The 23315-nt window shown below is 31.8% G+C and carries 19 protein-coding genes; 14 read left to right on the top strand and 5 right to left on the bottom strand.

The features are described from left to right. Positions 1-7: 7 nt before the first annotated feature. Positions 8-1414 carry an AmmeMemoRadiSam system protein A gene (amrA, locus tag EDC18_RS05895; RefSeq protein WP_132251265.1) on the bottom strand — a complete coding sequence of 469 codons (1407 nt, stop codon included), beginning with the start codon at positions 1412-1414 and terminating at the stop codon, positions 8-10. Between the two features lie 211 nt (positions 1415-1625). Between amrA and EDC18_RS05890 the strand changes: the two genes are divergently transcribed. From EDC18_RS05890 to tpx, 4 genes are all read left to right on the top strand, one after another. Beyond that, the gene (locus tag EDC18_RS05890; RefSeq protein WP_243115072.1) at positions 1626-3335 is read left to right on the top strand and encodes an ATP-dependent metallopeptidase FtsH/Yme1/Tma family protein; all 1710 of its coding nucleotides are present in this window, start codon (positions 1626-1628) and stop codon (positions 3333-3335) included. Between the two features lie 225 nt (positions 3336-3560). After that, on the top strand, positions 3561-4352 hold the full coding sequence (locus tag EDC18_RS05885) for an ABC transporter ATP-binding protein (RefSeq protein ID WP_442929347.1): 792 nt from the start codon (positions 3561-3563) through the stop codon (positions 4350-4352). A gap of 3 nt (positions 4353-4355) precedes the next feature. Further along, entirely contained in the window at positions 4356-5996 is a 1641-nt protein-coding gene (locus EDC18_RS05880; protein ID WP_132251263.1) for a hypothetical protein, read from the top strand. 143 nt (positions 5997-6139) lie between these two features. Then, positions 6140-6658, top strand: coding sequence for a thiol peroxidase (gene tpx / locus EDC18_RS05875; RefSeq protein WP_341472715.1), 519 nt, complete (start codon positions 6140-6142; stop codon positions 6656-6658). Between the two features lie 67 nt (positions 6659-6725). On the opposite strand, the gene EDC18_RS05870 is transcribed toward tpx, so the two are convergent. Together EDC18_RS05870 and EDC18_RS05865 are read right to left on the bottom strand one after the other, a co-directional pair. After that, entirely contained in the window at positions 6726-7754 is a 1029-nt protein-coding gene (locus EDC18_RS05870; RefSeq protein WP_132251261.1) for a 3-deoxy-7-phosphoheptulonate synthase, read from the bottom strand. Between the two features lie 221 nt (positions 7755-7975). Continuing rightward, positions 7976-9145: an iron-containing alcohol dehydrogenase gene (locus EDC18_RS05865; RefSeq protein WP_132251259.1), complete on the bottom strand. Its 1170-nt coding sequence runs from the start codon at positions 9143-9145 to the stop codon at positions 7976-7978. A gap of 416 nt (positions 9146-9561) precedes the next feature. On the opposite strand from EDC18_RS05865, the gene EDC18_RS05860 reads away from it, so the two are divergent. The 3 genes from EDC18_RS05860 to EDC18_RS05850 are packed head-to-tail and all read left to right on the top strand — an operon-like array spanning position 9562 to position 11838. Further along, a complete protein-coding gene (locus tag EDC18_RS05860; protein ID WP_132251257.1) occupies positions 9562-9795 on the top strand; it encodes a TIGR04540 family protein in 234 nt (77 codons plus the stop codon). 19 nt (positions 9796-9814) lie between these two features. Next, a complete protein-coding gene (locus EDC18_RS05855; protein ID WP_132251255.1) occupies positions 9815-10867 on the top strand; it encodes a DNA cytosine methyltransferase in 1053 nt (350 codons plus the stop codon). Continuing rightward, positions 10855-11838 (top strand): DNA cytosine methyltransferase, encoded by a 984-nt coding sequence (locus tag EDC18_RS05850; protein WP_132251253.1) that lies wholly within the window; start codon positions 10855-10857, stop codon positions 11836-11838. The genes EDC18_RS05855 and EDC18_RS05850 overlap by 13 nt, the downstream gene beginning before the upstream one ends. Positions 11839-11875: 37 nt before the next feature. Here EDC18_RS05850 and EDC18_RS05845 read toward each other — a convergent pair whose 3' ends face one another. Both EDC18_RS05845 and EDC18_RS05840 read right to left on the bottom strand, forming a co-directional pair. Beyond that, complete coding sequence (locus tag EDC18_RS05845; RefSeq protein ID WP_132251251.1) at positions 11876-13426, bottom strand: hypothetical protein; 1551 nt, start codon at positions 13424-13426, stop codon at positions 11876-11878. 26 nt (positions 13427-13452) lie between these two features. Next, entirely contained in the window at positions 13453-14205 is a 753-nt protein-coding gene (locus EDC18_RS05840) for a hypothetical protein (protein ID WP_132251249.1), read from the bottom strand. 230 nt (positions 14206-14435) lie between these two features. Here EDC18_RS05840 and EDC18_RS05835 point away from each other — a divergent pair, with 230 nt between their 5' ends. From EDC18_RS05835 to EDC18_RS05800, 7 genes are all read left to right on the top strand, one after another. Beyond that, on the top strand, positions 14436-14627 hold the full coding sequence (locus EDC18_RS05835; protein ID WP_132251247.1) for a hypothetical protein: 192 nt from the start codon (positions 14436-14438) through the stop codon (positions 14625-14627). A gap of 662 nt (positions 14628-15289) precedes the next feature. Further along, entirely contained in the window at positions 15290-15619 is a 330-nt protein-coding gene (locus EDC18_RS05825) for a hypothetical protein (RefSeq protein WP_132251243.1), read from the top strand. A gap of 420 nt (positions 15620-16039) precedes the next feature. Then, positions 16040-18769 (top strand): AAA domain-containing protein, encoded by a 2730-nt coding sequence (locus EDC18_RS05820; RefSeq protein WP_132251241.1) that lies wholly within the window; start codon positions 16040-16042, stop codon positions 18767-18769. 158 nt (positions 18770-18927) lie between these two features. Then, the gene (gene mscL / locus EDC18_RS05815) at positions 18928-19329 is read left to right on the top strand and encodes a large-conductance mechanosensitive channel protein MscL (protein ID WP_132251239.1); all 402 of its coding nucleotides are present in this window, start codon (positions 18928-18930) and stop codon (positions 19327-19329) included. A gap of 148 nt (positions 19330-19477) precedes the next feature. Continuing rightward, positions 19478-20632, top strand: coding sequence for a PucR family transcriptional regulator (locus EDC18_RS05810; RefSeq protein WP_132251237.1), 1155 nt, complete (start codon positions 19478-19480; stop codon positions 20630-20632). 207 nt (positions 20633-20839) lie between these two features. Continuing rightward, positions 20840-22177 (top strand): aminotransferase class III-fold pyridoxal phosphate-dependent enzyme, encoded by a 1338-nt coding sequence (locus EDC18_RS05805; protein ID WP_132251235.1) that lies wholly within the window; start codon positions 20840-20842, stop codon positions 22175-22177. Between the two features lie 13 nt (positions 22178-22190). After that, positions 22191-23312 (top strand): iron-containing alcohol dehydrogenase family protein, encoded by a 1122-nt coding sequence (locus EDC18_RS05800; RefSeq protein ID WP_132251233.1) that lies wholly within the window; start codon positions 22191-22193, stop codon positions 23310-23312. Positions 23313-23315 lie beyond the last annotated feature (3 nt).

Here is a 23315-nt window from a genome sequence, read left to right as displayed (position 1 = left end):
AAATCACCTATATTTCTGAATGTCTTATGACTTCAAAACGTTTAAGTTCGTAAGGCTCATCTTGCTCTATACCAGCTTTTTGTAAAACAATAGACAATTGTTCTTCTACAGTATCTATACCTTCTAAGTTAGGCAACAATAAGCCTTTTTTTCTTGCGTTATAAACAATGACACCATAATTCTTAGGATCTAATTGATCAGTCGTTGCAGGTTCTGCTTGTCCTAATACATCAACAGAAAAATCAATATCCAACAATTCATCTTTATTGACTTCATAGAATCTTGGGTCATGTAACCCAGCTTCAACCGCATTTCTTATAATTTCTTCAGCAATGGAATTCGTTGTAGGTAAAATAGTACCTATACACCCTCTGAGTTCACCATTTTTCTTTAAAGAAACAAATACACCACGTTTTTCCTTTTCCATTTCATCAGTGACATAAGAAGGTAATTCCTTTAGCTCCTTACCTGTTTCTAAATAAGTGGTAAGGCTTTCTCTTGCTAACTTAACATAAGGATTCGCATTATTGAGCTTTTGTTCCTTCTTATTAGAAATGGCTTGTTCAATTGCCCCTAACTTAGAGTCTTCTTTGCCTACTATGCTAAAAGACATCACACCATAGCCAACACCAAAAGGGCCTTCATAACTATGTCTTTTACTTTGTACCTTATAACCATCAAGAACACCAAGCATAATTAATACAGATCTAAAGCCACATTCACCTGCTTCACTAATAAGCTTAGAATCCATACTAAAAATATCTCTCACTTGATTCTTTTCCAGTAATTCAACAAAAGTCGTATCAAATGTTTTACCATAAGGACTATAATCATATGGACCATCATCTTTAAGTTTATGAGATAAATCACCACTTGCAATCACAATGGCATTTTCATTTAAAGCCTCTATAGCTTTTGTAATAATGGTACCAAATTGGTACAATTCTAAATCATTTAAAGGGGCATAAGTGATATGAACAATCCTATAATCACTATAAAACTTATTCACATAATAGAGGGGCACAAGGGTTCCGTGGTCTAAAGAAAGTTTTACATCAAAGGTTTCTAGAAAATCCTTTGAAGATAAAACAACTGGAACATTCTCATCATTGGATAAGGTCTCAATTTCCCCAGTAAGTTTTTGGTTAATAAGACATTTCATAGAAACTTCAGGCACACCAAACATACTTAAATCCCCTTCAATAGAAGATTCATTGACCATAGAAATAGCATCATTAAACATAGTGCCATGAGGGGTAATAATTACAATTGTACTTGGAGATTTTTCTTTAATATCTTTGCCTATAGCATTTAAACTATTAATTGTATCTTGAATACGTCTTTCTTGCCCTTGTCCCACTTCTGGTAAAATGATAGGGGGATGGGGCATTAGATACGTTCCTAATATTGGCATTTTCATCACCTCTACAGTTATTATACACAAAATAGCACTATAATAAAACAAACAACACCAGAATTGAATTTCATAATTCTTGGGGCAAAAAAGTGGTAAATGGAATTACCATGGTTGCCATGTTTTTTAACTAGAAAAAAGTTGGTGTTAACGTTACAATTGTATAGATGACTTATGTAAACCGAGGGGAAATATTGTGGAGGTGTAATAGGTGAAGAAAATCTATATTATATTGCTAGTCGTTACGCTTATTGCGGGTATAGGATTTGCCGGAATGAGTTTAATAAATAATAAACAAGAAGAGATGACATATAATGAATTCCTAGTGGAAGTAGAACAAAGCAATGTTAGTGAAGTGGTTTTTTCTGAGACAGGGAATTCTTTTACAGTGGCATTAAATAATAATGATACAGTATTTACAGTACCAAATCCAATGAAAGAAGACTTTGTTGAGTTTTTATTACTTGAAGACATTACAATAGCTTATGGTCAAGTAAATCCATTGGTTAGAGTGTTACAAGTATCTGTATTTTTTATTATTGGTGGTGCTGTTTTATATTTTGCGCGTTTTCATGGAGATAAAAAATTAATAAAAGATGCTAATAAAAATGACAATAAATCAAGCATTACTTTAAATGAAGTGGCGGGAAATATTGAAGCCAAAGCTATGGTAGAAGATATAATTAACTTTATTAAAAAACCTGAAAAATATGCAGACATTGGCGCTAAAATGCCAAGAGGTTTATTATTATATGGACCACCAGGAACAGGTAAAACCCTTATGGCAAAAGCAATTGCTGGTGAAGCAGATGTGCCTTTTTATGCTATGAGTGGTTCTGACTTCGTACAAATGTATGTAGGGGTTGGTGCGAGTAGAATTCGTAATTTATTTAAAAAAGCTAAAAAAAGTGAAAAAGCTGTTATTTTTATAGATGAGATTGATGCAATCGGTAAACAAAGAGGAAGAACCAATTCAGCAAGTAATGATGAACGTGATCAAACATTAAATGCATTGCTTACGGAAATGTCAGGGTTTAACGATAGCAATGGCATTATCGTTATTGGTGCAACCAATAGATTAGATACATTAGATGAAGCCCTTTTACGTCCAGGTCGTTTTGACAGACAGATTGAAATTGGTTTACCAGATGTCAATGCAAGAAAAAAAATCATTGAACTCTATGGGAAAAGCAAACCACTGGCTGAAGACATTAGTTTTGATGAACTTGCAAAATCTACAGTATACTTTAGTGGTGCAATGATTGAGAATTTATTTAATGAAGCAGCCATTTTTGCAGCAAATGAAAATGAACCTGTACTCAATAAAAAACATTTAGACAAAGCATTTTATACAGTAATAGCAGGTGCTGAGAAAAAAGATAGAAGCTATATCTCAGAAAGAGATCGAAAAGTAACAGCATACCACGAAGCAGGTCATGCTTTAGTAACAAAATTATTATTGCCACAACATTTTATTTCAAAAGTAACCATCATCCCAAGTGTACGTGGTGCAGGAGGATTTAGTTTAAGCATACCAAAGGACGCACTTTATCAAACACAAAAACAAATCAAAGCCAATATACAAGTGTTACTGGCTGGTAGAGTAGCAGAAGAATTGATTTTTGGAGCAGATGAAGTAACAACAGGAGCAAGCAATGACATTAGCAAAGCTTCCAATATGATGGTAGATTTTATTAATAAATTTGGTATGGACAAAGATTTAGGATTGTTTAATATTCAAGCCATAGAAGGCTTGCAAGATAATCAAATCGTAGGCAAATGTAGAGATCAAATGAATGAGCTATATGAAGAAACGAAAAAGCTTCTTCAAGAAAATATCCTTTTATTAGAAAAAGTTGCCAATGAATTATTAGAAAAAGAGTCTATCAATGGGGATGATATTGATCGTCTTAGTGCTTAAAATCACTTACTCTAAATTATTACAGTAAAAAATAAAAGCAAAGTTATGGGGAGTGTCTTAGATTGATTTCTGAGACAACTCCTTTTTTACTTTGTAGGAAAGTTCTATTTTATAAAGTAAAAGTGGATTAAATGGGATATGAAAGATTTAATATTCGAATTTGTTTGTTATAATCATAATATTATGCTAAAATTTAACTATTATTTTAAAGGGGAGGAACAAATAGTGATTAGCACAGATGCTGAAATTGCGTTACAAATTAGAGACTTGAAGATGAGCTTTGGACAGAAGGAAGTTTTAAAAGGGGTTAATCTGGATGTCTATAGAGGACAAATCGTGGGTTATATAGGTCCTAATGGTGCTGGGAAAAGTACCACTGTTAAGATTATACTAGGCTTAATAGAAGGGTATGAAGGGCAGGTAAATCTTCTTGGGCAAGATATTTCAAAGGATGCATACGATTATAAAAGTAAGATAGGGTATGTTCCAGAAATGGCTGAGGTTTATGAAAATCTTACCGCTAGAGAATACCTTAATTTTGTAGGAGAATTGTATGGTTTAAATAAAACGGCAATAGATAATAAGGCTACAAGGTTGATGGAGATTTTTGAGATTGGAAGTGTCTATGACTCGAGAATTGCTTCTTATTCTAAGGGGATGAAACAAAAACTTATTATTATATCTAGCTTATTACATAATCCAGATATTTTGTTCTTGGATGAACCGTTAAATGGCTTAGATGCCAATAGTGTTATGGTTTTAAAAGAAATATTAGGGATGTTAGCAGCACAAGGGAAAACAATTTTTTATTCTTCACATATTATGGATGTAGTTGAAAAAATAAGTCATCGAATTATTTTGTTAAATGATGGACAAATTTTGGCAGATGGAAGTTTTGAGCAACTAAAACAAACGAATAAAGAAGGGTCTTTAGAAGAGATTTTTAATCAGCTAACAGGATTTAATGAATATAAAACACTTGCCAATGAATTTGTTGCTGTGGTTCAAGGGGTGTAAGTTATGAAGAATTTTATGTCTTTAAGGATTCTAGATTTATTTGGTGGGGTAATTAATAGAGTTGGTGCTGACTACAAAATGGTAAGAAGGATAATGCAAGTAAAGTTGACTTTAGATCGTAGAAGGGTACCTACTTTGTTTAATGATTCCAATAAAAAGGATAAAGATCAAGATAAGAATTATTTCTTTTGGTCAATGCTCTTTTATATGTTTATAGGAAGTGTTGTACTTGTTCCTATTGTTGTATTAGGTGAAAACTATATGTTTCAAATGAGTTTGATTTTTGGTGTTCTAATGTTTATGATTATGACACTATTAATTTCAGATTTTTCTTCCGTTCTATTAGATCTTCGAGATAAAAACATACTTGGAACCAAGCCTGTTAGTAGTAAGACCATAAATGTGGCTAAGATACTACACATACTTATTTATATGATGTTACTAACTTTTTCTTTGTGTGGCACAGCCCTAATTGCTGCTTTATTTAGACATGGATTTGTGTTTTTTATAGTATTTTTAGTGAGTATTATTTTTGCAGATTTGTTGATTGTTGTTTTGACAGCTTTATTTTATCTATTAATTTTACGAGTGTTTGATGGAGAAAAATTAAAAGATATTATAACTTATGTTCAAATTGTCCTCTCCATTGGAATAACAGTGGGTTATCAGTTTGTTGGACGATTGTTTAACTTTAGTGATTTGCAATTTACTTATGAATCAAAATTTTGGCATTTATTTATTATTCCTAGTTGGTATGGGTCAACTTTTGATATGATTCTTAACAATCATTATACAAGTTATAATATAACCTCTGCTATATTAGCCTTTGGGGTACCTATTATAGCTATTTGTATATATATTAAGTTAATCCCTGTATTTGAACGGAATTTACAGAAGTTGAATCAACACGGTGAGAGAAAGAAAAAATCTAGAAATTTTGCAGAAGCTGTATCAGTTTTGTTTAGTATAAACAGATATGAAAGGACTTATTTTAAATTTGCATATAATATGTTTAAGACAGAAAGAGACTTTAAGTTAAAAGTATACCCAAGTTTAGGAATAGCCTTGGTATTCCCATATATTATGCTTTTTAATATTTTACAGGGTCAAGGGTTTGGAAGTTTGTCAAATAGTAAAATGTATTTATGGCTCTATATGTCTGCACTTATTATTCCAAATATAGTTATGATGTCTAAACACTCAAGTCAATGGAAGGGCTCATGGATTTATAGAATGGTCCCATATGACTCGAAAGAGTTCATAATTAAGGGCACTTTAAAAGCAGCATTGGCTCGTTTGGTAGTTCCTATCTATATCATTAACGCTGGTGTTTTTATTGGGCTATTTGGCGTAAGCATTATACCGGATATTGTAGTGATTTTCATTAGCTTACTAGCATTTACAGTAATATGTTTTATTGGCTTGGATAAAGGCTTGCCTTTTTCAGAAAACTTTGAGGTAGTGAAGGAAACAGAAGGTTTAAAGTTTTTAGGATTAATCATTGTTTTAGGTGTATTTGCTTTCCTTCATTATATCTTTTTAACATTCAAGTTGGGTATTTATTTGTATTTGGTTCTCCTTTTAATTTTCAACTTTTTAATTTGGAAAATAGGAATAAGATTGGGTTCGAAGAAGGTCCTTTAACAAAGACATATTTGAAGATAATGCCCACATACTTTTTGATATAGGGTTTATTTTTTATAAAATTGTAGAAAATACTCTAGAATAGTTTAAATGAATAAATTTTACTTATTAAAAAAATTTTAATTAGCGTGGAGGAAATAATTATGATGAAAAAGAATGGTATTGTAAAATTTGGTGGAAACCCAGTTATGTTACTAGGTGAAGAAGTGAATGTAGGACAGAAAGCAGAGAATTTTACTGCGGTAAAAAATGACTTAAGTGTATTTGATTTTTATAAAGAAACAGAAGGTAAAAATGTGATAATAAGTGTTGTGCCATCGGTGGATACAGGGGTTTGTGAACAACAAACTGTAAGATTTAATCAAGAGGCTTCTAACTTATCAAATGATGTTGTTATTATAACCATTAGTGTGGATTTACCTTTTGCTCAAAGTAGATTCTGTGGGGCACAAGGCATTGAAAACAGTATTGTGGTATCGGATCATAAAGAGTTAGACTTTGGAAGTAAGTATGGATTTGTAATAGAAGAGTTTCGTTTATTAGCAAGAGGTATTCTAGTTATTGATAAAGAGAGAACATTAAAATTTGTAGAGTATGTATCAGAAGTGACAAATCACCCAGACTATGATGCTGCTTTAAAGGTTGTACAACAATTATCTTAAGAACTAATAACATAAAAACGCCCTATTAAAATTATTTTAATAAGGGCGTTTATTAATTGATTATTTTTTATAGTTTATCTGCAATATCATAAATCATTTTTTCTGTTACATCCCATCCAATACAAGGGTCTGTAATAGATTTACCATAAACACCTTCATTGACCTCTTGTCTACCGCCTACAAGGTAACTTTCAATCATTAGACCTTTAATTGCTTTTTTAAAGGTTGAGTCATAGTTTCTATTACGAACGACTTCTAAAGCAATTCTTGGTTGTTCTTGATATTGCTTATTAGAATTAGCATGATTTGTATCAATAATAATAGCTGGATTGTGTAAGTTCATTTTTGCATATAAATCAATAACATATTTAAGATCTTCAAAATGGTAATTAGGAAGACTTCTGCCATAATGATCTACTGCACCTCTTAAAATAGCATGTGCTAAAGGATTACCGCTTGTTTCAACTTCATGACCACGATAAATATAAGTATGATCAATTTGAGCTGCTTTAATAGAATTAAACATTACATTCACATCACCACTTGTAGGGTTTTTCATACCTACAGGAATATCAATACCACTAGCTGTTAAACGGTGTTGTTGATTTTCAACAGATCTTGCACCTACAGCAACATAACTTAAAAGATCATCTAAGTAAGCATAGTTTTCAGGGTAAAGCATCTCATCAGCAGTTGTTAAGCCTGATTCCATACCTGCTCTAATATGCATATTTCTGATGGCTTTGATACCTTCTAACATATTAGACTTTCCACTTGGATCTGGTTGATGAACCATTCCTTTATACCCTTCACCAGTCGTTCTTGGTTTGTTGGTATAAACTCTAGGAATCATTAGAATTTTATCGCTCACTTTTTCTTGAATGGCACTTAACTTACTAATGTAATCACAAACAGAATCTTCATTATCAGAAGAGCAAGGACCAATGATTAAAATAAATTTATCACTTTCCCCTGTAAATACTTTTCTGATTTCCTCATCTCTTTGTATTTTGAGTTTTTGTAATTCAGCTGGAACTGGAATATTGTTTTTTATTACATAAGGTTCTGGTAATTGTTGTATATATTGAAAAGACATCTTATTTCCTCCATTCTGTATCATCTATTCTAACGCAACTTATGACTCTTGCATCCCAAGAAACATAAGTATCGCTGAAAATGTAATTTCTGTGTAGTATCTATTTTAACAAGATACGATCAAAATTACAATACTAACATTTAGTAAAGTTTTATCAAGTTAAAAATTCAACGCGCTAAACCATCCATCTCATTGATCAATACTCAATGGAGATATATATATTATTGTGCTAATTTTAAAATATTAACAATATCTTTGCTATTTAATTTAACAAAATTACCTAAAGGCGATGCATCATTATCAGTGGCTTTATTAGCCATTTCTTCATAACGATCATCTTCAATGCCAAGACCTTTTAAGGTAATAGGCATATCAATAGATACAAAAAACTCTTCTAATTTTTTTATCCCTTGTAAAGCCGTTTCTTCAGGAGAGAAAAATTCTTGCTCCACATTCCAAACTCTCACAGCAAATTGTACAAAACGATTCATATCATGTTTGTATAAATATTTCATCCAAGCAGGGAAGACCACAGCTAACCCAGCACCATGGGCAACATCATAAATACCACTTAATTCATGTTCTATATTGTGAGAGCCCCAGTCACCAACTCTTCCAGTGTTAAGTAAATTATTATGAGCAATGGCACCAGCCCACATCACTTCAGCCCAAGCATCATAATCTTCTTGGTTTTTAAGAACCTTTGGTACATTATTAATGATGGTTTTCATAGTAGATTCAATTAGACGATCAGTAAACTCAACATTTTTTGAATTGGTAAAATACCTTTCCATTAAATGCGCAAGGATATCTGCTGCACCACATGATATTTGATATCTAGGTAGGGTATAGGCCAATTCAGGATTAAGGATTGAAAACTTTGGATAGATAAGAGCAGAATTATAAGGTTTTTTATACCATCCATCTTCATTGGTAATAACAGAACCTGTACTAGATTCACTACCTGCTGCTGGAATGGTTAAAATAGTCCCAACAGGCAATGCCTCAGTGGCATCGGCTTTATCTGTGTAAAAGTCCCATACATCCCCATTATAAGGCACACCTATTGCAATGGCTTTTGCAGAGTCTATAACACTTCCACCACCAACGGCTAAGACAAAGTCAATACCATTGTCTCTACAGATCTGAATCCCTTCTCTAACCAAACTAAGTCTTGGATTAGGCTTAACCCCTGGTAATTCAATAAACTCTATATTTGCTTCTTTTAAAGAAGCAACCACTTTATCATAAAGACCTGATTTTTTAATGCTACCGCCACCATAATGAAGTAGAATCTTTTTGCTGTATGAACTAACTTCTTTACCAACTGAGCTTTCTGTATTTTTACCAAATATTATTTTTGTAGGGTTTTGAAAAATAAAATTATCCATAATTACCTCCGTTTATATTGTTCAATTATTTTGTATTCTTTGGAATAGTATAATACTAAAAAAAGTGCTATTCAATCATATAAATGACAATGAGCAAAAAAATGCAAGTATCATTCAAAATTAACAAGATATATCAAGTTGGTTGTGAGTGTAATGGGGTAGATTTTATGAAGATTATAGAATTCTTTGTATAACTTAAAGGGTTGTTTGGTAAAAGCCTATCCATTGATGTCTAAACACGTATATCAAAATTAGTATGGAGATGAAACAGCAAAAAAAATAAAAAAAATTAGTGTAGTTCTTAGGTTAAGGTTTTGTGTATTTTAATTTGACATTGAGAAAGCATAATAGTATAATTTTGGTATAGAAATAGTAATAAAATGGTATGGTATTGATATAAGAGAGAAGGTGTATAGATGATAGCTAAATCATTTTATAGGAATCAACGAGAATTAGCTGATACGTTAAATAACCTAGTTGATATGTATTGGAGAAATGAGTTAGACGAGGATTTACTAATTCAAAATATAAGCAATATATATATGAATAATAGGGGGAAAATTTTGAAGTTTGATCAGTTCACCAAAATTCTACAACAGCAATGTGGGAAAAAAAGATTAGAAGTTATAGAGAAAATAATAACAAAGTGAGCTGGAAAGAGGTTGAAAGATGTATAAAATTATTGATTTGTTTTGTGGTATTGGTGGATTTTCATATGGATTTGAAATGACAAATAGATTTAAGACTATGTTAGGCGTTGACTTTTGGGATGTGGCTTTAAATACTTTTAAGAAGAATCATCCATCAACTGAAGTAAAACAAGGTGATATTAGAGAACTAGATGAGAAGTTTTTTGAAAAATACATAGGAAAAACGGATGTTGTTATTGCTGGACCTCCTTGTCAAGGGTTTTCAATGGCTGGAAGAAGAGATGTCCTAGATGAAAGAAATAATTTATTTAAAGAGGTAATTAGAATTGTTGAAATAGTGAAACCTAAAGTAGTCGTTATAGAAAATGTATTGGGTCTATTATCTATGACAATACCATCAGGTGAGAATGTAAAAGATGTAATTGTATCTGAATTGAAAGAACTAGGATACTATGTTGACGTAAATGTGCTTACGGCTTCGGAATACGGTATTCCTCAAAATAGAAAAAGGGTTATATTTATAGCATCATTAGTAGATAATGTTAAATTTCCACAACCACAATATGGTAATGGTAAAAAGCCAGTTATAACAGTTGGAGATGCGCTAGGAAATATCCCAAAGGATGGAAGTGATTATCTAGAACCTAAAAATGAATATCAAACATTAATGGCGGGACGTAAAGCCATACTTAATCATGAGCCTATAAAACACGCGCCTCTAATAGTTAAAAGAATGCACAGTGTTCCACAAGGAGGAAATTGGCAGGATATCCCTATAGGACTAGGACAAGGTGGGGGAAAGCATAGCAATAATTATAGAAGATTAAAGATGGATGAACCATCAATTACAATAAAACACGTATCGAAATCTATGATTATTCACCCTATTTATGATAGAACTCCAACTGTTAGGGAAGTTGCAAGAATTCAATCATTTAATGATGACTTTGAATTAACAGGGACAAAATATGATCAGCATCAGCAATTGGCAAATGCAGTACCCCCTATATTAGGGAAATCAATAGCTGATGCAGTGTTAGAAATGTTGAGGGATTATAAATGCTTAAAATGATCGATTTATTTGCAGGAATTGGTGGTATCAGAATTGCTTTTGAAAATAATGGTATTAAATGTGTTATGAGTTCAGAAATAGATAAATATGCTGCAGAAACATACGCTATAAATTTTGGAGAGACTCCTAAAGGGGATATAACAAAGATACCACTAGATGAAATACCTGAATTTGATATAATTGCTGGAGGATTTCCATGTCAGCCTTTTTCTATAGGAGGATTGAGAAAAGGATTTGAGGATACAAGAGGGACGTTGTTTTTTGAGATTGAAAAAATTATTAAAGAAAGAAGACCTAAAGCTTTTTTCTTAGAAAATGTAGCAGGATTAGTTAGTCATGATAATGGAAAAACACTTGAAGTAATAGAAAGCAGACTACATGAACTTGGATATAATTCTAAGTGGAAATTAATGAATGCTTATAATTACGGAGTGCCACAAAACAGAAATAGATGGTATTGTGTTGGATTTAGAGAGGACTTGAAAATTGGCTTTCAAGAACAAAAAAATGCAATATATAGTAAGTTCTATCAATTTCCAAAGGAGCGTAAACTTACTTTTACAATAAATGATATTGTAAAAGACATTGAAGATGAAAGATATAATATTACTGAAATTGCTCAATTTAATATCAATAATTTTCTTGCAGAATATTTAGTGAGTAAAAGATATAATGCAAGTCAAGGTAATATCATTTTAGCAAATGAAATAAGAGCTTCAAGATGCAACTTTCGTAGTGATGGTATTTCTCCTTGCCTTACAGCAAAGATGGGGACAGGTGGAAACAATGTTCCTGTCTATATAAAACAAATGAGAAAATTAACTGAAAGAGAGTGTTTGAAAATCATGGGATTCCCAGATACTTATCAAATAAAAGAAAATTCATCACACTCATATAAACAAATTGGAAATAGTGTAGTTGTGTCTGTAATTGAAGAAATTGCAAAAGAAATTGTAAGAGTTTTGTTATAAAAAAGACCCCGTTATGTATAGAATGGGGTCTTTTGGACTATTTGGGTTTTATCTCTATAGTATATTTCCCTTTGCTTCTTCCAGAGCCAGTAGTTACGGAAAAATTTGTAGGAGTATTAAATTGAAGAGTTTGATTTTTGAATATAAAATGAGCTACATAAGGTTCTTCAAAATTCCCCATTCCTTTAAAAATTAAATCAGACTTACTTGAATCATCTTGTATCAGTTTCTTTATTTGTTCATTACAATATGTTTTTAGTGTTTTACATATGCTTACCTTTTCTTCAATAGAAGCTGTAGAGTTTAGGATGCCAATTTTTTTAACATTTGGAAAGCTATTTATTAACTCGTCATAAGTTAGTCCCCAAGCTGAAATGACTGCATCATTTTTGTTGATTTCTTTAGTGTTACAATATAAAGAAGCTCCTGCAGCTAAATAAGTGTTTCCAAATAGAGTATTGAACGAGTTAACAGATAGCTTCTGTATAGTGTACTTTGTTGAGTCTGGTCGTTTGATAGAAATTCCAGAACCGGGGATAATTTTAAATGTTTTATCGTTAAGTAAATTCTCATCTAATATGTGATTGTTAAGTAATAGAAATTGAGGATCCAGTTCAGCTTGTACAAGATATAAGTCTGTTTTAGGAAGAACTTTCATATTAGCTAATTTTGAAAAAACGTTGTTAGATACTTTTACAGCATAGATATTATCAAGCGATTCGGGTAAATTTACATTCTCAATTAAAAACTTCCAATATCGATTTGAATTGCTTTTACTTCGATTTAACTCTGTACAAAAATTAAATTCTCCTGAGTCACCTTCTTGAGTCCCCATATTTAAAGTTATATTGGTTTTCCGTATATTAGAGATATCGGTTTGAATTGCACCCCATTTAAGTTGTATAGTGTCACGTTCGTTTTCTTTTTTATGGCCTTCTATACATCTATTCCAAGTTTGAAATGTAGTGTTACCTAACTTGATGCCACCACGAGATTTTGCAGAGTAATCGTTATGAAAATTAAGTGCATCTTGTGTAGCACACCAAACCCCACTTAAAGGTGTTCCGTAGTAAATATAATCAATATGTCCATTAAATCTACCAGTAACGAGAAATCTAGTTAATAACTCTTTTTTATGTTGGTGAAAAAATGATTGAATGTTGTTAATGATATTTGGATATAATTTTTTTATTTTGCTTGCATTTAATCGATTCTCTTTTAAACCACTGCCATCATATGTTCCATCTCCCCACACAAAGAAGCGAATATCATTAGCTAGGGAATCAGATATGGAGTAGCTTTCTTTAAGTATCTTGATAAATGGCTCTAGTTTCTCTTGGTGAATACTATTTCCAGAACCAGTTTTAACACTGATGAAGTAAGTTTTATTAGCTATCAGAATTTGAATATCCTGCTTTTTCATACTTGCATTATATGGACACTGAATAAGTGTATCATCAGTTACTGTAGGGTGGATCTCTTTAATAAAAGTTCGTAAATTTAAGTTTGCGAGATCTTTGTGCTTTTTATTATGAAGTGAAGCAGAAAGTGATTTTTCGTTTGTATTGCCGTGTAAATTATTACCCATGATTACCTCCGTTTCGTGATGTTTATTTAATTTCGATGACGCTGTATATATAGTAAGTCATTAGTTAGGCTAGGCCATTTGACTTGCATAACATGACGTCTGCTGGAAGTGTTTGGATTGTAATTTAAGTTTCTATTCCAAACTTGATATGTTAATTTGCTAAAATGCACATTTGTAGCAGTGTTGTTTACAGAGAGTAAATAGCTAATAACTTCAGAGCGACTTGCCCAAAGCCCTTCGTTAATAGTCCCGTGGTATATTACATCTACAATTGGAGCATCAGGTATATTGCCTATAAATAGAAATTTATTAAATAAAGCCTGCAATAGATAAGGATTATTGAAATCCCTATTCATTTGAAAAACTTTTTGTGGATTATTAGCTTGCCATGTAGTAGCATTAATTCTTGGACCACCATTACCATTAGTTGAACCATCACCATAATGAAATTCTTTTAGATATGTAATGGAATTAGGGGGTACTGATGCTGCAACAAGGAAGGATTCAAATACAGTTAGAGGTTCTTGATGAACACTATTTCCACTACCTTTTTTTACACTTACAAATTTGGTTATTCCATTTATAGTTATACCAATATCTGGTTTCACCTGTCCTTTAGGTTTATATGCACTAATTGAAAATCTAGTTAAATTAGCATCAAATAAAAAGGAGAGAAAATTCTTGAAATTTTGATTTAATAAATCAAATGATCTACAAGAATTTATATAATTTATTATTTTTATTTCATTTGTAAAACCTTCACTGTTATCACCAAACATGTTATTTCCTCCATCAAAATTTAAAAGTAGTTAATTGTATCACAAAACTTTAAAAATGTATATATTTACTGTTTAATGACAAATTACTTTAAAACACACCTAAATCTAAAAGTTTTTTAGAAGAATTTATAATTAAAAATTAATTAATATTAGTGAGTTGCTGTTTTTAGGGCTAATAACAATGAGAAGCAAAGGAAGTTGTCTTTTCAGATTTTGTAAGAGATAATAAGATGGCAAAACTTTATGAGATATTTATTTCAGATTTTTATAAGTATTATCAAAGAAATGATGAAGTTACAGTTCAAGCACCAAAATTGAACTGCAACTTAAACTATGAAATAAGTAAAGAAAACTTATTATTGCCTGAGATGAGAACTGATATTTTGTGGAAAGTAATAAAAAGAAAAGGCAAATGTTATTGACACTAAATAGTACTACTCTTATACATTGATAGTAAATAACTGGTCAGATTTAAAAAGAGTGAGGACAAACCATCTTTATCAGATTTATGCATATGCAAGTCAAATTAAATTTGAAGGAGCTGTAATAAGTTTGCTTCTTTATCCTACAATAACTGAAGAGGTAAATGAACTTTTTCCATTAGATAAAGAAATCAGAATTAAAACAATAAACTTAAATAGTGAATGGAAATTTATTTATGTTTGATAAATTTTGCTCATGAAAAATCCCCTTCTAATAAGCAGTTTAAAATGGTTTCTTTTATCTGTCTACTATAAGGGGATCATATCAGTGGCTTGGGGGTTGTTTTTTACCCCCCAGGAATCTAGCGTTTACCCAGATAGTATTCTAGATATAATATAATTAACTGATATTGAAAGTATGTTCAATTTGTAATATTATTAAAATAGTGAACTAAGGGTGAAAAATAATAATTAAACCATATATAATAAAAGATAAGAACTTAATTCGTGAAATATAAATATTCGTTAAGAGTTGTTTATGAAGTGTTTATATGGAGGGGTAGTATTAGTCAGTTACTATTAAATAGGGAAATGAATCAATTAATAAATTTCTAGGGTATTTTGAGAATTATTTTAGTTAAAATATAGGAGTGATATAAACGATGAAAAAAGTTAAGCCGCTTTCAGGCAAAGATACAGAAATTTTATATGAAATAAAGAATGGTGAAGTTAAGAGCACTTGGGGGACAACCCCATATAAATTCCAAAGTGCAGTTTTTGCAGATGTTTTAGATAATTATTTAATTGATGAAAACAAATGGTACCCATTAGGTGCAAGTTTTGATAAACCTATTAAAGGTGGACTAGGGGAATATCTGAGAGATAATCATAACTTAAATCCTAGATATGCTTCGTTAATAGGACCAATAATGCAAAAAGAAAATTACATATATAGTAAAGGATTTAAACCAGTATTAATTAAGAAAAAATGAATTATTTGATTTATAAAAAGGTTATTTACATATGTTAAAAGATAGTAGGATTAGGTGAATAAACGTAAAAAAACAAGGGCTATTTATTATATTCGAACACATCAAAGTTGAAAAATTCGTAATAAACTGTTTGGGTTGTCAGAGCTAATAGAGTATAAAGGGGAATATTTTATCGGTGCAAACGGAAAGCAACTCTTAACTAGAACTAACTGTGTAGGAATTAAAAAAGTAGCAGTAATAGTAATTTTAATATGGGATTTTGTAGAGGGAGTTTGATGCACAATCAATTTTAAGACATGACCATCATTATATAAACTTTCTTGGGAGATAAATTATATTCTAGCTCAAAAGGTTAAAGAGGTATAATGCAATTTCTTAAAGCTGTTTTTATAGTAAATGGTTAATAGGGGTGATCTAATATTGAATGTAGAAAGACATCTTATCCTTGCAAAAGGTCAAGATAAAACTGAAGAAATTAAAAAATGCATATATGATAAGGGAAAATGGCAGGTTACGTTTAATGATAACAAAGTTTGGAGTTATGGATATAACAATATAAAATGGTTGAAAGATCCAATAATAATTAACCATGAGAATTATTTTGTTTATGATAATGACCAACCCCTTACAGGTATTGGAAAGATACTTGATTTTGGTGATTATTATAGGATTATTTATAAGTCTGGCTACAAAAAGATTTTTCCGCGAAGAAGTATTGTCCTTAAAGAGAGAGGCTTAAAAACTAAATCAGGACAAGACCTTTTAGAATATTTGCATAAACTCGCTGATAAAGTTAGTATGAAAAATGAAGAAGATGACTACAGCTTTTTAAGCAATCAGTTTAGTAAACTTACAATTAATCCTAGAAGTGTTTTGGCTAATTATATTGAGAATAAACCAATAAATAAAAAAGACAATTTAAAACAACCAATCTTTCCTTTTGGATTCAATCTAAGTCAAAAATCTGCAACTGAAAAAGCGATAACTGAGCAAATCAGTGTTATAGAAGGACCGCCTGGGACTGGTAAAATACAAACAATCTTGAATATAATTGCAAATGCCATAGTTAATAAGGAAACGGTAGCTATCGTTTCTAATAATAACTCTGCAACTGCCAATGTCCTTGAGAAACTTCAAAAGTATGATGTTGATTTTATTGCTGCTTATTTAGGTAACAATGATAATAAAGAAAAGTTTTTTGCAGAACAAAAACAAAACTATCCCAGCATGAGTAATTGGGAATTGTCTCACTCAGAGATTTTAGAAATCAAAGCAAATTTAAAAGAAGCGCAGAAGAAATTAAATGAAATGCTTGAGCTTCAAAACAAAAGAGCGGTATTAAAGCTAGAGTTATCAGGGCTACTAACAGAAAGTGAGTATTTTGATAAATACTATACTGAATCAAGCGTGGAGCCTTTAACATTAGCTGGATTTTCGCGACCGAGTGCAGATAAAATTCTAACGGTATTGATAGATTATCAACGTAATATTGAAAAGGAAAAGCATACATTAATAACAAAATTATATAATCTCATCTTTTATGGTATATATAGCTTTAAGTTTTATAAAAATCCACCAGAGTTAATTGTTTCATTTCTTCAAAAGAACTACTATGATAAAAAGATTAAAGAAATAAAGAATAAAATAAAAGATATATCAAGCGAACTTCAGGATTATAATTTTGATAATGAAATGGAAAAATACAGTCAAAATTCAATGAAGTTATTCAAAGCCCAATTAGCAAAGCGATGTACGGCTAATGGTAATAGGAGAAAGTTCACTAATGATATTATTAGAAAAAACTTTCAAGATTTTATTAAAGAATATCCTGTAATCTTAAGTACGACTCATTCTTTAAGAAGTTGCGCAAGTGAAAATTATTTATTTGATTATGTGATAATTGATGAAGCATCACAAGTTGATTTAGTTACTGGGGCTTTGGCTTTATCTTGTGCTAAAAATGCTGTAATAGTAGGTGATGTGAAGCAGCTTCCTAATGTTGTACCATCAGAAGTTGAAAAAGCTTCAAGGGATTTATTTGAGTCTTATAAATTAAATAGTGCATATAGTTATGCAGATAATAGCTTATTATCATCTATTATTACTCTATACAAGGATATTCCTAAAACATTGTTAAAGGAGCATTATAGATGTCATCCTAAAATTATAGGGTTTTGTAATCAAAAGTTTTATAATAATGAACTCGTTATACTCACTAATGAACAAGATGATGATAAACCTCTCAAAGTATATAAAACTGTTAAAGGTAATCATGCAAGAGGTAATTTTAATCAACGTCAGATAGACGTAGTCTTTGATGAGATAATTCCAAATCAAGGGATAAATGAGTCACTGCAATCCATAGGCATTATTTCACCCTATAGATTACAAACGGATGAACTTAAAAAGGTAATTGGAGACCGTAATATTGAAGCAGACACAGTTCACAAATTTCAAGGACGAGAAAAGGATATCATTATCTTGACAACGGTTGCAAATGAAATATGTGCAAATGACTTTGTGGATAATCCGAACCTTATTAACGTTGCTGTTTCTAGAGCAGTCGATGAATTAATCGTTGTTGTATCTGATGGTTGTGACGAATGGAAAGGTACAAATATTAATGATTTAGTAAAATATATTCAATATAATAATTTAGAGGTAATCGAGAGTCAGATTTATTCTGTCTTTGACCTACTTTATAAGAGTTATTCTAAGAAATTATTAGAAGTCATAAAGAATACAAAAAAAGTGTCTAAGTATGATTCAGAAAACTTGTTGAATGTAATAATTGAAAAAGTGCTAAGCTTACCAGAATTCAAAGATCTTAATCATATAATACATCAACCGCTTAAAATGCTAATAAAAGATCCAAGTAAACTTAATGATGAAGAATGTAAATACACTATGAACATCTTAACCCATACAGACTTTGTGATATTTAATAAATTTGATAAGATGCCTGTTTTAGTTGTTGAAGTTGATGGATACGCATATCATGCAAAAAATCCAAAACAACTTGAACGCGATAAGATGAAAGATAATATTCTAGAAAAGTACAGCATACCTATTCTAAGACTTCAAACCAATGGAAGTGGAGAAGAAAGAAGGCTTCAAGAAAAACTTCAAGATTTATTAGTTAAGAAATAGATGGGTTCTAGTCTAAAAAGCTGATACATTTTATAAATGTCAGCTTTTGTTTTTTGGGGTAAGAGAAAGATCCAAAGACATTCAATAACATAGTATATTTGAAAACCTCATAACATTATAGTAGAAGACTTTTCTAACTATCTTAGGAGGCCCCATCTATGTTACAAGAATTTAAAAAATTCGCAGTAAGAGGTAATATTATAGATTTAGCTATTGGTGTGATTATTGGAAGTGCCTTTAGTAAAATTGTCTCATCCTTGGTTAATGACGTTATTATGCCTTTTTTAGGTATTCTAACTGGAAGAATAGACTTAACAGCATTAAAGTGGGTCGTTACAGAAGGTAGTGAGAATACTAATGAATTGGCCATTAGGTACGGACAGTTTTTACAAACCATGATAGATTTTTTGATAGTGACTTTCTCTATTTTTTTAGTGGTTAAGTTTTTAAACTCACTAAGAAAAAAAGAAGTGTATAACCTTAAAAAAGTAGAACCTTCTTACCAAGAGAGGTTGCTTAAGGATATAAGGGATATATTGAAAAATAAAAAAGATAAGTGATATAGATAGAGATTAGATATGGATGTATAAACTTACAAGTAGAATGCTTGCATAATACACGTTACCATGATAAAGTTATAAAAATATAAGAATAGAACTCTAAAGATACAACGCTTACATAAACAACAAGATAGAAAGGCTGATAACCATGGCAATCACCCTAAGACACCTCTGCAAATACGCAAAAGAAAACTACGGTATGAAACTAATCTGTGGAGAAAAAAACATGAACAATGTGGTGACTTGGGTTCATATGCTTGAAGATCCAGAGACGGCCTCCTTTCTTCACGGACAAGAGTTGATTTTTAGTACGGGTATTGGTCAAGACAATACCGATTGGTTTGTTGACTTTGTTAAAGGGTTAGTAGATCACAAAGCCAGTGGATTGGTGTTAAATCTTGGTCCGTATATTAAAGCTGTGCCTCAGGACTTAATTGATTATTGTAATGAAGTACAATTTCCCTTATTCACAGTGCCTTGGAAGACGAGAATTGTTGATATTACAAATGATTTTTGCCGTAAGATTGTTAAGGCGGAAGAGAATGAGGAAACCGTAGCCTCTGCTTTTCGTAATGCCATCTTTTTTCCTGAGAAGAGCTTTGAGTACCGTCCTATTTTAGAACGAAAAGCCTTCAATTTGGATGCGGAATTTAGTGTTGTAGCCATTTCTCTTCAAGTGCCATCCAATGATAAATTAGCAGAGTATGATAAAAGTGTTAGGTTGCATTTAAAGAAGCTCTTAGATCATCACAGCGATCGTTTTAGTATTTTTCGTCAAGATAAATACGTAATTGCTGTTTTACAGAACTTTCCACTAAAGCTTATAGAAGGTTCTTTAACCCGATTAAAAGAGATCTGTAACAATGGACAATCTTATAAAATACGTTCTGCCATTAGTGAGAGTGACTTTGGTATACTATCTTTACCAAGGAATTATAGAAGAGCCATTTCTGTTTTGCGTGTTGCAGAAAGACAGAATAAGGATCAATTGTCCTATGGCAATATTGGTCTTTACCAACTCCTTATAGAGGTTGAAGATATGAAAGTATTGAAGAAGTTCTATGAAGATACTTTAGGGCCATTGGCCAGTTTTGATGAAAAAAATGGTACGGATTATATGGACATATTAAAAAGCTATTTAGAGCATAACAACAGTGTGGAGAAGGTAGCCAAAGAGGCTTATGTCCACCGCAACACCATCAATTATAAGATTAAAAAGATAAAAGAAATTCTTGGTAGTGATCTAGATTATCAAGAGGGTTTGAAGCTATTAATGGCTTTTCATATTATAGAATTTCTATAATTAACACACCTATGTGCTGGAGCACAAAAGATTTTGTGCTTGAATTTCTTGAAAAGGGTTAAAAGTATGATATGATAGTTATAAGTTTAACGCAACTCAAATAATAAATAATAATTAATAGTAAACAATGGCAAAGGGGCCTGACACTAGTATTAGATAACTAGTTTCAGGCCCCTTTTTGCAATTCAAATAATGAGGTGATTGTCAATGGAACTAGAATTAAAGACATCAAATGAAATAATAGAAACATCAAAAAAATACAATTTGCACTCTTGGAGTAACCAAGGTGCCATCAATCCTAAAGTCATGGCAAAAGCAGATGGCATTTATTTTTGGGATGGGGATGGCAAGCGTTATTATGATATGTCCTCTCAATTGGTTAATCTGAATATAGGGTATAACAATAAAAAAGTCATCAAAGCCATACAAAATCAAGCAGAAAAATTGGCCTTTGCCTCACCAGCCTATGCAATAGATGTTAGATCCCAATTAGCAAAAATGGTTGTTGAGTTAGCACCAGATAATATGGGAAAGGTATTTTTTACTTTAGGGGGGGCAGATGCCAATGAAAATGCCATTAAAATAGCTAAGATGATAACAGGACGACATAAGATCTTCTCAAGATACCGTTCATACCACGGGGCAACATATGGGGCAGCGAACCTAACAGGAGAACCTAGAAGATATGCTTGTGAACCAGGGATTCCAGGGTTTGTAAAATTCTTTGATCCTTATACATATAGAGCACCATTTGAATTTCATAGTGAAGAAGAAGGAACACAATACTACTTAAGTCAATTAAGAGAACAAATTATTTATGAAGGCAGAGACTCTGTAGCCGCTATTTTCTTAGAAACTATAACAGGAAGCAATGGGATTATTATTCCACCAAAAGGGTATTTACAAGGTGTTCGTGACATATGTGATGAGTTTGGCATCTTAATGGTATGTGACGAAGTAATGACTGGATGGGGCAGAACAGGTGAATGGTTTGGTGTTAACAATTATAATGTAAAGCCAGATATAATCACATTTGCCAAAGGTGTTACCTGTGGTTATGCACCTATTGGAGGCGTCCTAGTGAGCAAGGAGATAGGCGCATTCTTTGATAATAATTTCTTAAGTTGTGGTTTGACTTATTCAGCCCATCCAATAGGTTGTGCAGCTGGGATTGCAACAATAGAAGTTTATAAAGAAGAAGGTTTACTTGAAAAAACAAAAGAAAGTGGCATATTATTAGGCCAACTTTTAGAAGATATAAAAGAAAAACATCCTTGTGTAGGTGATGTGCGTTACATTGGATTGTTTGGTGGCATAGAACTTGTAAAAGACAAAGCAACCAAAGAACCTATTGTAGAATACGGTAAAGATCCTGAAAAAGTGATGAAAACAATTCTAGGGATGTTAATAGAAAAAGGCTTTAGTACCTATACTCATGAAAATGTCATCATCGTAGCGCCACCACTGATTATAACAGACGAAGAATTAAAAGAAGCTATGACAATAATGGATGAGGTACTTGTAGAAGTAGACAAAATGATATAAGAAGGAGGCATTTATGAATTATAAATATTTTATGCCAACTAGAGTGGTAATGGGAAATGACTGTATTGTGAACAATAGCAATTTGTTTCAATCTCTTGGTAAAAAGGCGTTAATTGTAACAGGCACTAGATCAGCCAAATCAAATGGTTCAGAAAGTGATGTTAAAAAAGCGTTAGAAGCTGAAGGGATTGAGTATGTAGTATTTGATAAAGTGATGAGCAATCCAACAATTTCTTGTGTGTATGAAGGGGCTAGGATTGCCAAAGAAAATAATATAGATTTTATTATTCCAATAGGTGGGGGGTCACCTATGGATGCGGGTAAAGCCATTGCATTGCTGGCTGCTCAAACAATTGATGAGGAAAATTTGTTCTCAGGAATCTATGAAGACAAAGTCCTTCCCATAGCCATTGTGCCAACAACAGCAGGAACAGGATCAGAAGTAACTCAGTACGCTATACTTACCAATGATAAAGCGGAGACAAAAACCAGTATTGCAACGGATTTAATATTTCCTAAAGTGGCTTTTTTAGATCCTAAATATATGACACAACTAGGTGTAGAAACCACTATTAATACAGCAATAGATGCCCTATCTCACGCAGTAGAAGGGATGTTGTCAGTAAAGGCTTCAACCATTTCAGATGCTTTGGCAGTAGAAAGTATAAGAATGATTATGGAAGTCACACCAATAATGTTAGAGGCCTTAGAATCAAATAACCAATCAAAGTTTGATTTGAAAACCAGAGAGATTTTATTACATGCCTCTTTAATTGCAGGGATGGTTATTGCACAAACAGGAACAACAGCCGTTCACGCGATGGGATATTCCTTAACGTATTTTAAAGACATTGATCACGGAAGAGCCAATGGATTGTTGTTAGGAGATTACTTAAGATTAGTAGAAGAACAAAAACCAGAGTTAGGAAAAAGAATATTAAATGCTATGAATATGACTGGTTCGAAAGACTTTAAAGACTTAATGAATAAAATGTTTGGTAAAAAAGAAGTTATTACTTTAGAAGAGATTAGTAAATTCAGTGGGTTAGCCATACAGACTCGTAATATTGGCAATTGTATTGTTAAACCAACAGAAGAAGATATCGTCCAAATGTTTAAAGATTCATTTTACTAATAA

It is taken from the genome of Natranaerovirga pectinivora (genome assembly GCF_004342165.1).
In the GTDB taxonomy this organism is placed as follows: domain Bacteria; phylum Bacillota; class Clostridia; order Lachnospirales; family DSM-24629; genus Natranaerovirga; species Natranaerovirga pectinivora.
The sequence above is the reverse complement of the archived record's forward strand: the minus strand, read 5'-3'. Positions and strand labels throughout refer to the sequence as shown.

Excerpts from the sequence above, each read along its gene's own strand:
- amrA (WP_132251265.1), bottom strand. The coding sequence starts at position 1,414 with ATGCCAATATTAGGAACGTATCTAATGCCCCATCCCCCTATCATTTTA.
- EDC18_RS05880 (WP_132251263.1), top strand. The coding sequence starts at position 4,356 with ATGAAGAATTTTATGTCTTTAAGGATTCTAGATTTATTTGGTGGGGTA.
- tpx (WP_341472715.1), top strand. The coding sequence starts at position 6,140 with ATGATGAAAAAGAATGGTATTGTAAAATTTGGTGGAAACCCAGTTATG.
- EDC18_RS05870 (WP_132251261.1), bottom strand. The coding sequence starts at position 7,754 with ATGTCTTTTCAATATATACAACAATTACCAGAACCTTATGTAATAAAA.
- EDC18_RS05865 (WP_132251259.1), bottom strand. The coding sequence starts at position 9,145 with ATGGATAATTTTATTTTTCAAAACCCTACAAAAATAATATTTGGTAAA.
- EDC18_RS05860 (WP_132251257.1), top strand. The coding sequence starts at position 9,562 with ATGATAGCTAAATCATTTTATAGGAATCAACGAGAATTAGCTGATACG.
- EDC18_RS05855 (WP_132251255.1), top strand. The coding sequence starts at position 9,815 with ATGTATAAAATTATTGATTTGTTTTGTGGTATTGGTGGATTTTCATAT.
- EDC18_RS05850 (WP_132251253.1), top strand. The coding sequence starts at position 10,855 with ATGCTTAAAATGATCGATTTATTTGCAGGAATTGGTGGTATCAGAATT.
- EDC18_RS05845 (WP_132251251.1), bottom strand. The coding sequence starts at position 13,426 with ATGGGTAATAATTTACACGGCAATACAAACGAAAAATCACTTTCTGCT.
- EDC18_RS05840 (WP_132251249.1), bottom strand. The coding sequence starts at position 14,205 with ATGTTTGGTGATAACAGTGAAGGTTTTACAAATGAAATAAAAATAATA.
- EDC18_RS05835 (WP_132251247.1), top strand. The coding sequence starts at position 14,436 with ATGGCAAAACTTTATGAGATATTTATTTCAGATTTTTATAAGTATTAT.
- EDC18_RS05825 (WP_132251243.1), top strand. The coding sequence starts at position 15,290 with ATGAAAAAAGTTAAGCCGCTTTCAGGCAAAGATACAGAAATTTTATAT.
- mscL (WP_132251239.1), top strand. The coding sequence starts at position 18,928 with ATGTTACAAGAATTTAAAAAATTCGCAGTAAGAGGTAATATTATAGAT.
- EDC18_RS05810 (WP_132251237.1), top strand. The coding sequence starts at position 19,478 with ATGGCAATCACCCTAAGACACCTCTGCAAATACGCAAAAGAAAACTAC.
- EDC18_RS05805 (WP_132251235.1), top strand. The coding sequence starts at position 20,840 with ATGGAACTAGAATTAAAGACATCAAATGAAATAATAGAAACATCAAAA.
- EDC18_RS05800 (WP_132251233.1), top strand. The coding sequence starts at position 22,191 with ATGAATTATAAATATTTTATGCCAACTAGAGTGGTAATGGGAAATGAC.